The sequence below is a fragment of the Actinophytocola algeriensis genome (genome assembly GCF_014203735.1).
GTDB classification, from domain to species: Bacteria; Actinomycetota; Actinomycetes; order Mycobacteriales; family Pseudonocardiaceae; genus Actinophytocola; species Actinophytocola algeriensis.
In genome coordinates this window covers 13,844-26,980 of record NZ_JACHJQ010000009.1, presented here as the reverse complement: position 1 = coordinate 26,980, position 13,137 = coordinate 13,844, and the positions used below count along the sequence as shown (strand labels likewise).

Here is a 13,137-nt window from a genome sequence, read left to right as displayed (position 1 = left end):
TGGGGGCCCCGCGCTGACTCCGACGGCGCGCTCCGGAACGCAGAACTCCCGGGGTGGGCTCTGCGCGGCTGGCTCCGAGCATGCGCGCTCGGGGCAGACCTCGGGGCACGGGTTCTGAGCGACCGATTCCGGGCGCTTAAGGCTGCCACTCCAGTCAACGGGCTGCGGGCAGGCGGGCAGGCGACGGCTGACGGGTTCGGGCGCGGGCTTCGGCGTCGGCTCGGGCTCAGGCTCCGAGTTCGGGCTTCGACTTCGAGCTGCGGGCTCGGGCTCAGGCTCAGGCTCAGGCTCAGGCTCAGGCTCAGGCTCGGATGAGGGTTCGAGCCGCAGGCTCGGATTGCGAGTTCGGGCAGCGAGCTTCGGCTTCGGCTCCGGGGCTCCGGGGCTCCGGGGCGACAGGCTGCGGGCTGCGGGCTGCGGGCTCCGCGTCGTAGGTCCGGCCGGGCCGAGTCACTTCTTGGCTGTGCCCGGGGCCGAGACGCGGCGCTGGATGGCAGTCAGCATGCGATCCGGGAGGAGGTGGCCGACCACCGCTTGGGCCTTGTTGCGCAGTGAGCCGGTCACCACGTGGTCCTTGCCGGCCAGCAGGGCCTGCACAACCTCCTTGGCGACCTCGGCCGCGTCGTCCTTGGGGCCTGCGCCCAGTTTGGTGTCCGTCATGCCTGCTCGTTCGAAGAACCTGGTCTCCGTCGGGCCGGGCATGGCGGCGGTGACCGTCACGCCGGTGCCCTTCAGTTCCTCGCGCAAGCCCTGTGCGAAGTACTGCAGGAACGCCTTCGACGCGTGGTACACCGCCTGGAACGGGGCCGGGGCGGTCGCCGCTATGGACGACGTGAACAGCACCCTTCCCTGGGACCGGTCCACCATGTCCGGGACGATCAGCTTCGCCAGGTGCACCGCCGAGCGGACGTTCAGGTCCACCACGGCCAGCTGGTCCTTCAGGGACGTGTCCTGGACGAAGCCCCCGCTGACGCCCACGCCCGCGTTGATCGCCAGCACGGCCACCGGGCGGTTCAACGTCATGATCCTTTCGGCGAAGGCGTCCACCTCCTTCGGCACCGTCAGGTCGACCTGGATGGCCGTCACCTGTGCTCCTGGGCGTTCCAGGCGGGCCGGCGTCCTAGTGATCTCCTCGTTCTCGGCCGCTACCAGCAGGTCGAAGCCCTGGTCGGCGAGTTCCGCCGCCAAGGCGTAGCCGATCCCGCTGGACGCTCCTGTCACCACTGCCAGTGGGCGATCGTTCGCATCGGTCATGCGGGCGGTTACCCGGCCGGTCGGCGCTCATTCCGTCAGCCTGGCCAGAAACGGCAGCACTGTGCGATCGATCACATCTGCCGCGATGTCATCGGGAGCACCGGGCAGTGGAGTGCCGCGCCGTCCAGAAGTGCCAGCTGGGCGGCTTGGTCGTCCGTCAGGCCCGCTTTCGGACAGGCGTGTGCGGAGGTCGGTGTCCTCCCATACGTTCGTACCGTACGAGTGCACAGACTGCGCGAAACCGCTGGTCGACGCGCATTTGCAACTTCCTTGGCACGAAATGTTTGAAGTTCGCGTGGACGGCTATCCCTCGAGACACGCCGGTTGGACCCCCGGCGTCGATCAGCCGTGAGCCGAGCGGAGGACCGAGTGGATGTACGGGGCGACCAGCCCAAAGTGTCAGTAGGAGCGGCGGTCACACGTGGCCTTGAGAAGTATTGGATGATGGTCCGGTGAGTTCAGAGCCGTTCCGAGAAGCTGACACGAGCACGCCCGCCGCACCCGGACTGTCTGTTCTGGTGGAACCCCACGGCGAGGCAGTGGTGCTGAACGTGGCCGGGGAGATCGACTTGGCCACCGCCCCGCAACTGGGCGAATCGATCAACGCTGCCATGGAGCAGCGGCCGGAGACGCTGGTGGTGGACCTGAGTCAGGTCGACTTCCTCGCTTCAGCCGGCATGGCTGTGCTCATCGGCTGCCACCAGCAGGCGAAGGGCACCATCCGGTTCCGGATCGTCGCGACCGGCAGCGCCACGTTCCGCCCGATGGAACTGACAGGAATGACGGACGAGATCTCGATCTTCCCCACCCGCGATGAGGCGCTCACTGCCGACTGAACGCGATTTACTCCGGTCGGCTCACGCCTGTGAGCAGGAGGATCGGAAGGCTGAACGTTGGAGGCTTCGGCCGTGAACCTGGGGCAACTGGACCCGGATGACGTCCCGGAAGGGGAACTGCACTTCCGGGTGCCCGCGGTGGCCGCGCGCCTGGCCGGGTTGCGGCACGCACTCGCCGTCTGGGCGGGCCGCGTCGGACTGTCCGACGCGGACACCGAGGCGCTCGTGCTCGCCAGCTACGAGGCCATGGCCAACACGGTCGAGCACGCCTACCGCGATCAGACGCAGGGCCTGCTCGACCTCCGAGGCGAAGTGGACACCGAGCAAGGCCGTGTCGTCGTCACCGTCACCGACTACGGCAAGTGGCGGCCGCCACAACCCAGTGGTGGGTTGCGCGGCCGCGGACTGCCGCTGATCCAGGGCCTCACGAGTACGTCCACAATCACCCCGACCACCGCAGGCACCACGGTGACGATGTTCTGGCCACTGCCGAAGTAGCCATTCGAAATCTGCGAATCCATTCGCAAAGGAAGCAATTGTCATCCCGTATCCGACTGCTTCCGGTCCGTAATCGATTTACTCTCGATGGTCCGTCCCGGATGGTCGGATGAGGCCGTTCGGGCGATTCGCCCTTGTCACTACGCCGGTAGCGTCTTGCTCCGAGAGGGCATGGCAGGAAAGGCGTGGGACATGAGTGATGTCGACGGCCGCCGGTACCGGGTGGTGGTCAACGACGAGGAGCAGTACTCCATCTGGGCTGCTGACCAGGAGCTACCCGCGGGATGGCACGTGGAGGGCACCGAAGGCGACCGGCCGGTCTGCCTCGATCACATCGAGCGGGTCTGGACGGACATGCGGCCACGCAGCGTGCGGGAGTACCTGTCCGCATAACCGGGCGGCCGTGACGGCCGGCGCCCGCTGAACAACCCGCAGGAACTGGGGTTCTTGTCACCTGTTCGGGCTTCACGTGCCCTTGACCAGGTTCGCACATATTTCGGGGTGCCGGCGAACGCGTGCCGGAAACGCACCATGGGCATATGACGATCAGCATTTGCCCCCGGATTTGACGACTTCGCATTCCGCCAGGAGTGCGTTGGAGGTCTCGTGCACCCGAAAACAGCCGGAGCAGGCTGCCCGCGCTGAGGAAGGTCAGTCGTGAACACCGACGACACGTTCGTATTCCCCACCTCCTCCGGCCAGCGGCGACTGTGGCTCCTGGACCAGCTCATCCCGGGCAGCCCCGCGTACCACGTTGGCTGGCGGATCACGCTCACCGGGACACTCGACCGAGGACGGCTGGAACACGCGCTCACCACCGCGGTCAACCGGCACGAAGCCCTGCGCACCACGTTCACCGCCACCGACGGGGTGCCCAGCCAGGTGGTGACCACGCGGGCCGACGTGCGGTTGACCGACCTCGTCGAGTCCGAAGTGGACACTCTGGTGCGGCATCGGTTCGACCTCGCCACCGGGCCCCTGTTGCGGGCCGGGCTCGCCGCCACCGGCCCCGACGAGCACGTGCTCGTGCTCGTCGTGCACCACGCGGTCGTCGACGAGTGGTCCTGCGCGATCCTGGTCGACGAGCTGGCCCGCGCCTACGCGGGCGAAGACCTGCCGGAACCCGCCATCCAGTACCCGGACTACGCGGTCTGGCAGCGGGAACAGGCCGACGCCAACGCGTTCGCCGACGCGGCCCGGTACTGGCAGGCCGAGCTCGCAGGCATCCCCACAGTCCTGCCGCTGCCGACCGACCGCCCTCGGTCGGCAGCGGCGGGCCACGGCGCCGACCTCGTGCGCGACCTCGAGCCGGTGCCGGACGCCTCGTTCGGCACGCTCCTCGCGGTCTACCAGGCGATGCTGCACCGGCTGACCGGGCAGGAGGAGTTCCTCATCGCCACCCCGGTGGCCGGGCGCACCCGCCCCGAGACCGAGCACCTGGTCGGGTTCCTCGCCAACACGCTCGCGCTGCCCGCACGCATCCCGCCCGGCACCACGTTCGCCGAGCTCGCCAAGCACACCTCCGACGCCGTCCATGGCGCGCTCGCCAACCAGGACATGCCGTTCGAGGAGCTCGTGGACCTGCTCCCCGCCGAGCGCTCGCGCGCGCACGCGCCGGTCGCGCAGGTGATGTTCGCGGTCGAGCCGGCGCCCGAGCCGATCACTGTGGACGGTCTGACCATCGCGCCACGCTTGCTGCCCACCGGCGGGTCGAAGTTCGACCTGTGCCTCACGGTCGAGCCCGGCCCGGACCGGTGGCTGGCCAGGTGGAACTACGACACCGACCTGTTCGACCAGTCGACCGTCGAAGGGTTCGCCGACCTGTACGCGGTGCTCTGCGCGGCCGTGACCGCCGACCCGGACCGGCCGATCGCCGAGCTGCCGCTGCGCGACGGCACCCGCACGGTCGTCGACACCCCGGCCGCGGGCACCGTCACGTTCGACCTCGCCCGGTTCGGGGACGCCCCGGCCGTCGCCGACGCGCACCGCCTGCTCACCTACCGGGAGCTCGACGAGAACGCGAACCGGCTCGCGCACCTGTTGCGTGCCAACGGGGTCGGCCCGGACGTGCCGGTCGCGTTGTGCCTCGAACGCGGCGTCCCCGTGGTCACCGCCATCCTCGCCGTGTGGCGGGCCGGTGGTGGCTACCTGCCGCTCGACCCGGCCTGGCCCGCCGACCGGCTCGCCACGATGGTCACCGACGCGGGCTGCCCGGTGCTGGTCACCCACGACGCGGCCGCGGTGGCGCTGCCCGGCGAGCGCACGGTGATCAACCTCGACACCGCCGACCTCGCGGCACAGCCGGCCACCCCGCCCGGCCCGACCGCCGCGCCGGGCACCGTCTCCTACCTGCTGTACACGTCCGGCTCCACGGGCACGCCGAAGGGCGTCACCGTCACCCACGGCGGCGTCCAGAACCTGCTGTCCGCCATGGACGAGCTGCTCGACCTGCGGCCGGACGACCGCGTCGCATCGATCACCACGCCATCGTTCGACGTGTCAACCGTCGAACTGCTGGTGCCGCTGTTGCGGGGCGCGCGGGTCACCGTGGTCCCCGCGGGCGAGGTGTCCGACGGGCTACGCCTGCGGCAACGGCTGATCGACACCGGCGCGACAGTCGTGCAGGGGACGCCGTCCGCGTGGCGGATGCTCGTCACCGCGGGTGGGGTGCCCGCAGCCGTGCGGCTGCGGATCAGCGGCGGCGAGGCGATGACCCGCGAACTCGCCGACGCGCTGCAGTCCGGCGGCGCGCGGCTGGTCGACGGGTACGGCCCGACCGAGACCACGGTGTACTCGACCGCCGGGACCGTCCCGGCGAGCCCGGCGCCGGTCCGGCTCGGCGACCCGGTGGGCGCCACCACCCTGCACGTGCTCGACCCGGCGCTGCGGCCGGTGCCTGACGGTGTGCTGGGTGAGCTGTACATCGGGGGCGCCGGGGTCGCGCGTGGCTACCTCAACCGGCCGGGGCTCACGGCGGCGAAGTTCCTGCCGGACCCGTTCAGCACCACCCCCGGCGCGCGGCTCTACGCCACCGGCGACCTCGTGCGGATGCGGTCCGGGCGGCTGGAGTTCCTCGGCCGCGCCGACCACCAGGTGAAGGTCCGCGGGTTCCGCATCGAGCTGGGCGAGATCGAGTCGGTGCTCCGCGAGCACAACCTGGTGCGGGACGCGGTCGTGACCGTGTGGCGCGGCAGCGAGACCGACGTGCGGCTCGTCGCGTACGTGCTGCCCGGTCCCCGGCTGGACCCGAACGAGCTGCGGCCCTGGCTGTCCGCGCGGCTGCCGGACTACCTGGTGCCGAACCTGGTGATGACGCTCGACGCGGTGCCGAGGACGCCGACGGGCAAGGTCGACCGGACCGCGCTGCCGGATCCGGTGTGGGCGCCGACCCGCACGCGGGTGGTCGCGCCGCGCGACGACGTCGAGCGGCGGCTCGCCCTGCTCTGGCGGGACGTCCTGCACCTCGGGCCTGCCGTGGATCTGAGTGTGCATGACGACTTCTTCGCTCTCGGCGGCCATTCGCTGACCGCGACTCAACTGCTGGCCCGGGTCCGGACCCAGCTCTCGGTGAACCTGCCGCTCGCTTCCGTGTTCGGTACGCCGACGATCGCCGGCCTCGGCGCGTCGATCGCGCGGGCGCAGGCAGGTGACCGATCACGCACGCTGCTCGACCGGCTCGACGACCTGTCCGACGCCGAGATCGGCAAGCTGCTCGCCACCTGATCGACGAGGGCAGTGACCGTCCGATCCTCGTGGCGGGCGCCGGTTGTCCGGCTCGGCGGGACTCGCAGGCCCGGTACCCGATCACGGCGGTGGCAGAATCCGGGGGTGCGGGCTGAACGGTTGGTGACGCTGCTGTTCCTGTTGCAGCAGCGCGGACGGTCGACGGCCGCCGAGCTGGCGGCGGCGCTCGAGGTGTCGGAACGCACCGTGTACCGGGACGTCGAGGCGCTGCTCGCCGCCGGTGTTCCACTGTGGACAGAGCAGGGCCGGGCGGGCGGGATCCGGCTGATGGAGGGCTGGCGCACCCGGCTCGACGGGCTGACCGGCCGCGAGGCGGCGGCGATCTTCGCGGTCGGCGTGCCGGAGCTGCTGGCGCAGCTGGGTCTCGGCGAGTCGCTGACGGTCGCGCGGGCGAAGGTGCTCGCCGGGCTGCCCGCACCGTTGCGGGAGTACGCGTCGGCGATCGCGGACCGGTTCCACCTGGACGCGCCGGGCTGGTTCCAGCAGCCGGAGACGGCCACGCTGCTGACGGTCGTCGCGGACGCGGTGGCGTCGACGCGGCGGCTGCGGATGGACTACCGGCGCGGCGAGTCGGTGGTGACCCGTGAGGTGGACCCGCTGGGGCTGGTCGTGAAGGCGGGTGTCTGGTACCTGGTGGCGCGGGTCGGGCCGGACATCCGGACCTACCGGGTGGCCCGGATCGCGGCTGCTGCTTCGTTGTCCGAGTTCACCCGGCCGCCGGACTTCTCGTTGGCGACGTGGTGGGCACGGTCGTCGGCCCGGTTCGAGCGGTCGCTGCTGCGGGAGACGGTGCGGCTGCGGCTGAATCGGCACGGGCTGCGCGCGCTGCGGAGCGTGACCGACGAGGACGCGGCCGCGGCGGCCATCGCTTCGGCCGGGCCCGCGGATGAGGAGGGGTGGCGGGAGGTGGAGCTGGAGGTCGAGAGTCTCCCGGTGGCCACCACCCAACTGCTCTCGCTGGGGGTCGGCGTCGAGGTGGTGGCCCCGGTTGAGTTGCGGACCGCTCTGGCCGAGCTGGGGTTGGCCATCGCGGCCCGCAACGCGCCGGTCGAGGACCGGCAGCGGGGGGACGGGTCGCCGGGGTCGTCATGACGCTGGGTGGGAGTGAGCCCGCTCACCTGGCGTGGCCTCCGGCCCCCGGGTTCGACGCTACGGCAAGGCGCCGACAGTTCCGGGCCGCGGAGCGGAGGTTGTCCACACCCCTCAACGCTGCCGAACCGAGCCCGCGGCCGGCTGTGGACAACCGTCGTCCGGGCGTCCGGAAATGTCGGTGGTACGCCGTAGCGTTGAACCGGGGGCCGGAGGCCACACGGACCGGCAAACCACACGCCTCACGAGGCCGCCGGTCAGCCGTTGTTGCCCAGGAAGCCCATGTACAGCGCGGTGAGGTCCAGCTCGTCCGCCACCGGGGCCGACCGGGTCTTGCCGTGGTCGACCAGCCGGTGCAGGGACTCCATCTTCTCGTCGAGCGCGGCCGCGGCTTCCGCCGCCTCCGTGAGCTCGCTCTGCAGGTTCGGTGGGACCTCACCGCGGTACTTGTAGTAGATCTTGTGTTCCAGGCTCGCCCAGAAGTCCATCGCGATGGTGCGGATCTGGATCTCCACCGGGATGCGGTCCGTGCGGTCGGAGCGGAACACCGGGATCGACACGATCAGGTGCAGGCTCCGGTAGCCGTTGGGCTTGCGGTGGGCGATGTAGTCGCGCTCGTCGAGGACGGTGACGTCCTCCTGGCCCGCGATCATGTCGCGGATCTTGACGATGTCCGAGATGAAACTGCAGATGACCCGGACGCCCGCGATGTCGAGCACGTTCTCGCGGATGCTGGCCAGGTTCATCTGGTAGTTCTTGCGCCGCACCTTCTCCAGCACGCTTTCCGGCGCCTTCAGCCGGGAGTTGATGTGCTCGATCGGGTTGTACTCGTGCGCGTTGTTGAAGTCCTCACGAAGGATGTTGATCTTCGTGGTGATCTCGTCGATCGCGAACTTGTAACCCAGCATGAAATCCGTGAACTGCGCGCGCAGTGCACGGAAGTCATCGATGTCCAGGGTGGGCTGCCAAGATCTCATCGACATCCATAGTGCCTCAGCGGTAGCCGGTCGCGTCGGCGGGCTTGCCCTGGCTCTCCACCTCCGCGATGTAGCGCCACGCGTCCGGGCTGCTGCCGTCCGCGTCGGTGAAGTCGTAGACCTTCGCCAGCTCGCCCGACGACACCGACTGCCCGTTCCACCGCGCGACGTCGGGATCCGTCGCGAGCGCGGCCGCCGCCCTCCCCACGAACGCGGGTGACTCGGAGATCACGAAGTGCGGCTGGTGCGCGGTGGCGTCGCGCCAGTTGTCCTCGCTCACACCGAAGGCCTCCAGCATCGCCTCGGACCGCAGCCAGCCCGGTGTCAGCGCCACCGCCGTGCAGCCGTGCGGCGCCAGCTCCACCGACTGTGCGAGCGCCATCCGCTGCACCGACACCTTCACGAGGTCGTAGAAGAACCCGGCGTCCGCGCGGTAGGTGGCGTTGGACTCGGTGGTGCCGTCGGTCATCTCCAGCACCAGCCCGCCCGGCCGCCGGATCAACAGCGGCAACGCGAAATGGCTGGTGATGGCGTGCGTGTCGACGCCCAGCCGCAGCATGCGCAGGCCACCTGCCAGGTCGTGCTCCCACAGCTTCTGCCCGAACTTGAGGTAGACATCGCCGCCCCAGATGTCGTTGACCAGCACGTCGAGCCGTCCGTGGTCGCGGTCGATCCGCTCGACCAGCGCCTTCACCTGCTCCGGTTCGAGGTGGTCGACCCGCACGGCGATGCCCTCGCCGCCCGCCGCGGTCACCAGCTCGGCCGTGTCGTCGATCGTCTCCGGCCGGTTCATCTCCGACCGTTGCGCACGGGTCGTCCTGCCCGTCGCGTACACGGTCGCGCCGCGCCTGCCCAGCTCCACCGCGATTGCCCGGCCAGCGGCCCGGGACGCACCGGCGACCAGCGCGACCTTTCCCTTGAGTTCGTCCATGTGGATCACGATGCCGGATAAACCTGACATCCGCTGTCAAGGTTTACGGCGAGGTGTTCCGGAGCGAGTGCACGCAGGAAGGCGGCCGGGTCGCCGAGCTGTCCGGCCGTGCGCGCACCGGCGTACCGGCCGCCGAGCACGCGGGTGACCGCGGTCGCCACGATCGGACCGGTCACCGCGTAGATGTCCTGGCCCGACGCGCTCGCCCGGCGGCACTCGTCTCCCCTGCGCACCTCGACCTCGACGAGGAAGGTCTGCCCGGACCGGCCGAGGTCGTCGGCCGGGACCGGCGGCGGGGTCTGCTGGTCGGCGAGGTCGGCGAGCGGCGCGGCGTTCATGTGGACGGTGATCCGCGGCGTGCGGAGGTGGTGGGCGATGGTCACCTGGTCGGCGGTGGGCAGCTCGACCAGCTTCTGCTCGCCGATCGGTGCCGGGAAGTCCCACACGACCGTGCTCGGCGCGCTCGGCGGTGGCACGAACTCGCCGCCGGTGTAGACGACGTGCTTCCCCGCGTTGCTGGTGATCGTGCGGCGCGTGCCCGCGGTCGGCCGCCAGCTGTCGAGCACGATGCCGATCCGGATCTCGTCGGCGTCGGGCCAGTCCCCCATGGCCGCGGTCGCCAGCAGGTCACCGAGCCCGCCGTAGAACGCGACCGACGGTGCGACCACGACGCCGGCGTCCCGGAACCGGGCCAGCAGCGCCATGGTCACGGCCTGTTCCGCGGAGATGTCGAGGTAGTGGGCGCCTGCCCGGACCGCGGCCTCGGCGACGTGCACGGCGGTGTCCGCGAACGGGCCAGCGCAGTTGACGACCGCCGCGACGCCGTCGAAGTCGAGCGCGGTGCCGCGACCGAAGGGGACCGGGGTGAGCCCGAGGGCACGCAGGTGGGTGAGGACGAACTTCGCGGTGTGCCCGTGGGCGCCCACGACGGCGACGGTGGTGTTCACGAAGACCATGGTCACGCGGTCACGCCGCCGACACGAGTGTCCGATCAGACCACGTCCGTATACTTTCGGACATGCGATCGGTGGTGCTGGCACTGTACGAGGGCGCCATGCTGTTCGAGGCCGCCACCGCGGTCGAGGTGTTCGGCGTGGTCCGCGACGACATCGCGGACCCCTGGTACGACTTCACGGTCTGCGGCCCGAGGGCGGCGTGGCTCGGTGAGCTGGCGCGCGTGCCGACGTGCGCCGACCTCGGCCCGGTGGCCCGCGCGGACACGGTGATCGTCCCGTCGTGCCACGACGTCGACGCCGACCCACCGTCCGATGTGGTCACCGCGCTGCGGGCCGCGCACGCGCGTGGCGCGCGGATCATGTCGCTGTGCACGGGCGCGTTCGTGCTGGCGGCGGCGGGCCTGCTCGACGGCAGGCGGGTCACGACGCACTGGGCGCACGCGGCGGACCTGGCGCGCCGCTACCCGCGGGTCGAGGTCGACGCGGACGTGCTGTACGTCGACGACGAGCCGATCCTCACATCGGCGGGCAAGGCGGCGTGCATGGACCTGTCCCTGCACGTCGTGCGCAAGGACCACGGTGCCGCGGCCGCGAACACGCTCGCGCGGCGGTTGGTGGTGCCGCCGCACCGGTCCGGTGGTCAAGCGCAGTTCATCAGCACCCCGTCGCCGGTCACGGGGAACCCGCTCGAGCCGGTCATGCGGTGGGCGATCGAGCAGCTGCACGAGCCGTTGACGGTCGAGCAGCTGGCGGCCATGGCGAGCATGAGCTCGCGGAACCTGGCGCGGCACTTCGTCGCCACCACGGGCACGACCCCGTTGCGGTGGCTGCACAACCAGCGCCTGCACCGCGCGCAGGAGCTGCTGGAGACGACCGACCTCAACATCGACGTGGTCGCGACCCGCACGGGCATGGGCACGGCCGCGACGCTGCGCCGCCACTTCCACCGCACCGTGGGCGTCGCCCCGGACACCTACCGGCGCACGTTCCGTCGCGCGTCTCATGTGGACAGTTGAGCCGCGTCCCGCTCGTCGTCGGGGCCCACCACGAGCGGGACCTCCTTGGCGCCGCGGCGTGCGGACCGGCCGGGCACGGGGTTGTCGATGAGCTCGACGACCGGGCGGACGGCGTCATCGGCACGTTGTCCGAGCAAGGGCCCGAGGACCGCGGCGGCGGTTTTCATCGCGAGGCCCGGTTCACCGGCGAAGCTGGTGCGGACGAGGCGGCCGGGACCCCAGGTCACGTACGAGAGGCCGGGGATGTCGCGCGTTGCGGTGATGCCGAGGAGTTCGTTGGCCCGTCGTTGCTGGGCGTTGGCGCGGCGGAAGGTGAAGCCGCGGGTCAGCTCGAGGTCCGCGAAGTCGATCGCGTCGGCGCGGGCGCCGGGCACGGCCGTGTTGACGATCACCGGCCGGTCCGCGGCGCGGAGGAGGCCTGCGAGCCCGGTGGTGAGCAGGTACTTGGAGACGAAGAACAGCACCCAGGACGCTTCGCGGCCTTCGGTGGTGGTGTGCCGCCGCTGCCGGATGAAGGAGGCGGCGAGCACGAGGGCGTCGATCCGTTCGCGGCGCGCGGTCAGGTGGTCCACCACCTGACGGCTGTCAGCCACCAAGGAGAGGTCGGCTCCGACGAACTCGGCCGACCCGTCGGTGAGCGCGTCGAACTTGGCCTGACTGCGGCCGATGACGACGACGCGGTCGCCCGCCTCGATGAAGTGGCGTGTGAGTGCGGCGCCCATGCCGTCGGTGCCACCGGTGATCACGATCGTCCTCATGGTGCCCTTTCCGGAACGTAGGTTCCGTTTGACCATAGTAACCGGAACGCTGGTTCCGCTATGCTGGCTGCGTGGAGCGCAGGCAACGACGGGACGCGGTAGCGAACCGCGCCCGGATCCTGGCCGCCGCGACCGAGGTGCTGCGCGAGGACGGCATGGGCGTGGACATGCGCGCGATCGCGGCGGCGGCGGGTGTCGGGGTCGGCACGCTGTACCGCCATTTCCCGACGCGGGAGGACCTGATCCACGCGGTGACGGGCACGGACCTGGCCGGGCTCGCGGCGCTGCCGGAGGGTCCGGCGCTGACCGCGCTCGGGGAGTTCGTCACGACGATGTTGACCGAACTGGCGGACAACAAGGCGATGACGGACCTGCTGGCGGCCGGGGCACCATCCGAATCCGACGTGGCACGGTGCGTCGCGCACCTGACAGGGCTGGGCCAGGAGGCACTGGACCGCGACGACGGCACTCTGGCCGACGACGTGACGGCGCCGGACATCGCCTACCAGCTGCTGGGGTTGATACGGGTGGCGCAGCTGGCGGGACCTTCACTGGTCGAGCGGCACGTCTCGCTGACGCTGCGCGGATTGGCGAGGTCGTAACGACCGCGTCAGATTCCGAACGTGGCGCTGCGGGACTCGTCGCTCGAGGCGGTCGCGGACTGCTTGCTGGCCGACGGCTTGGCGGAGCGGGACGTTCTCGACGGGGAGCTGCGGGTGCGGGTTCGACACGCCGGCGCCTGGTCCGGACACGGAGCCGGTGCTGGAGCGGACCTGCGCGGGCGCTGAGCCGGGCGACATCCGAGCGACCCCGAGCGAAAGTCCCATTGGTACGACCGGGGGTCCCCCGGTTTCCAGCCTACGGCGACCGCGGCCGGCCGGGAAGCGCCGAAGAACGCGACTCCGTACGAGAGTCCCATTCACACGCCCAGGGGTCCCCCGATTTCCAGCCTACGACCGAGCGCCGCCGAACCCGAAGTGCCGGCCGGCGCGAACCCGTACGAGAGTCCCATTCGTACGCCCAGGGGCCCCCGGTTTCCACGCTACCGGCGTCCACCGACAGGTCCGGGCCGTCGCGA

General features: G+C 70.7%; 13 protein-coding genes. 8 read left to right on the top strand and 5 right to left on the bottom strand.

Going from position 1 to position 13,137, the window contains the following annotated elements:
• Nucleotides 1-450: 450 nt before the first annotated feature.
• The gene (locus FHR82_RS36090) at nucleotides 451-1,221 is read right to left on the bottom strand and encodes an SDR family NAD(P)-dependent oxidoreductase (protein ID WP_311771443.1); all 771 of its coding nucleotides are present in this window, start codon (nucleotides 1,219-1,221) and stop codon (nucleotides 451-453) included.
• A gap of 485 nt (nucleotides 1,222-1,706) precedes the next feature.
• On the opposite strand from FHR82_RS36090, the gene FHR82_RS36085 reads away from it, so the two are divergent.
• From FHR82_RS36085 to FHR82_RS36065, 5 genes are all read left to right on the top strand, one after another.
• A complete protein-coding gene (locus FHR82_RS36085) occupies nucleotides 1,707-2,090 on the top strand; it encodes an STAS domain-containing protein (protein ID WP_221464742.1) in 384 nt (127 codons plus the stop codon).
• A 72-nt stretch (nucleotides 2,091-2,162) separates the two neighbouring features.
• A complete protein-coding gene (locus FHR82_RS36080) occupies nucleotides 2,163-2,588 on the top strand; it encodes an ATP-binding protein (protein WP_184815134.1) in 426 nt (141 codons plus the stop codon).
• Nucleotides 2,589-2,780: 192 nt separating this feature from the next.
• Nucleotides 2,781-2,981 (top strand): MbtH family protein, encoded by a 201-nt coding sequence (locus FHR82_RS36075; RefSeq protein ID WP_184815133.1) that lies wholly within the window; start codon nucleotides 2,781-2,783, stop codon nucleotides 2,979-2,981.
• Nucleotides 2,982-3,245: 264 nt separating this feature from the next.
• The gene (locus FHR82_RS36070; protein ID WP_184815132.1) at nucleotides 3,246-6,311 is read left to right on the top strand and encodes a non-ribosomal peptide synthetase; all 3,066 of its coding nucleotides are present in this window, start codon (nucleotides 3,246-3,248) and stop codon (nucleotides 6,309-6,311) included.
• Nucleotides 6,312-6,416: 105 nt separating this feature from the next.
• Nucleotides 6,417-7,424, top strand: a complete 1,008-nt coding sequence (locus tag FHR82_RS36065; protein ID WP_184815131.1) for a helix-turn-helix transcriptional regulator — start codon at nucleotides 6,417-6,419, stop codon at nucleotides 7,422-7,424.
• Between the two features lie 254 nt (nucleotides 7,425-7,678).
• Here the strand turns inward: FHR82_RS36065 and FHR82_RS36060 are convergent, their stop codons facing one another.
• Genes FHR82_RS36060 through FHR82_RS36050 form a run of 3 tightly spaced genes read right to left on the bottom strand, consistent with a single transcriptional unit; the run spans nucleotide 7,679 to nucleotide 10,276 of the window.
• A complete protein-coding gene (locus FHR82_RS36060; protein ID WP_184815130.1) occupies nucleotides 7,679-8,398 on the bottom strand; it encodes a GTP pyrophosphokinase in 720 nt (239 codons plus the stop codon).
• Between the two features lie 16 nt (nucleotides 8,399-8,414).
• Entirely contained in the window at nucleotides 8,415-9,329 is a 915-nt protein-coding gene (locus FHR82_RS36055; RefSeq protein WP_184815129.1) for an SDR family oxidoreductase, read from the bottom strand.
• A gap of 5 nt (nucleotides 9,330-9,334) precedes the next feature.
• Complete coding sequence (locus FHR82_RS36050; RefSeq protein ID WP_311771442.1) at nucleotides 9,335-10,276, bottom strand: saccharopine dehydrogenase family protein; 942 nt, start codon at nucleotides 10,274-10,276, stop codon at nucleotides 9,335-9,337.
• A gap of 71 nt (nucleotides 10,277-10,347) precedes the next feature.
• On the opposite strand from FHR82_RS36050, the gene FHR82_RS36045 reads away from it, so the two are divergent.
• Complete coding sequence (locus FHR82_RS36045) at nucleotides 10,348-11,301, top strand: helix-turn-helix domain-containing protein (RefSeq protein WP_184815128.1); 954 nt, start codon at nucleotides 10,348-10,350, stop codon at nucleotides 11,299-11,301.
• On the opposite strand, the gene FHR82_RS36040 is transcribed toward FHR82_RS36045, so the two are convergent.
• On the bottom strand, nucleotides 11,286-12,059 hold the full coding sequence (locus FHR82_RS36040; RefSeq protein WP_184815127.1) for an SDR family NAD(P)-dependent oxidoreductase: 774 nt from the start codon (nucleotides 12,057-12,059) through the stop codon (nucleotides 11,286-11,288). The two genes, FHR82_RS36045 and FHR82_RS36040, sit on opposite strands and share 16 nt — an antisense overlap.
• A 71-nt stretch (nucleotides 12,060-12,130) precedes the next feature.
• Between FHR82_RS36040 and FHR82_RS36035 the strand changes: the two genes are divergently transcribed.
• On the top strand, nucleotides 12,131-12,661 hold the full coding sequence (locus FHR82_RS36035; RefSeq protein WP_184815126.1) for a TetR/AcrR family transcriptional regulator: 531 nt from the start codon (nucleotides 12,131-12,133) through the stop codon (nucleotides 12,659-12,661).
• Nucleotides 12,662-12,682: 21 nt separating this feature from the next.
• The gene (locus tag FHR82_RS36030) at nucleotides 12,683-12,847 is read left to right on the top strand and encodes a hypothetical protein (RefSeq protein WP_184815125.1); all 165 of its coding nucleotides are present in this window, start codon (nucleotides 12,683-12,685) and stop codon (nucleotides 12,845-12,847) included.
• Nucleotides 12,848-13,137: the final 290 nt, after the last annotated feature.

Bases quoted from the DNA above. Each gene is read 5' to 3' on its own strand.
- FHR82_RS36045 (WP_184815128.1), top strand. From the start codon at position 10,348: ATGCGATCGGTGGTGCTGGCACTGTACGAGGGCGCCATGCTGTTCGAG.
- FHR82_RS36040 (WP_184815127.1), bottom strand. From the start codon at position 12,059: ATGAGGACGATCGTGATCACCGGTGGCACCGACGGCATGGGCGCCGCA.
- FHR82_RS36055 (WP_184815129.1), bottom strand. From the start codon at position 9,329: ATGGACGAACTCAAGGGAAAGGTCGCGCTGGTCGCCGGTGCGTCCCGG.
- FHR82_RS36060 (WP_184815130.1), bottom strand. From the start codon at position 8,398: ATGAGATCTTGGCAGCCCACCCTGGACATCGATGACTTCCGTGCACTG.
- FHR82_RS36075 (WP_184815133.1), top strand. From the start codon at position 2,781: ATGAGTGATGTCGACGGCCGCCGGTACCGGGTGGTGGTCAACGACGAG.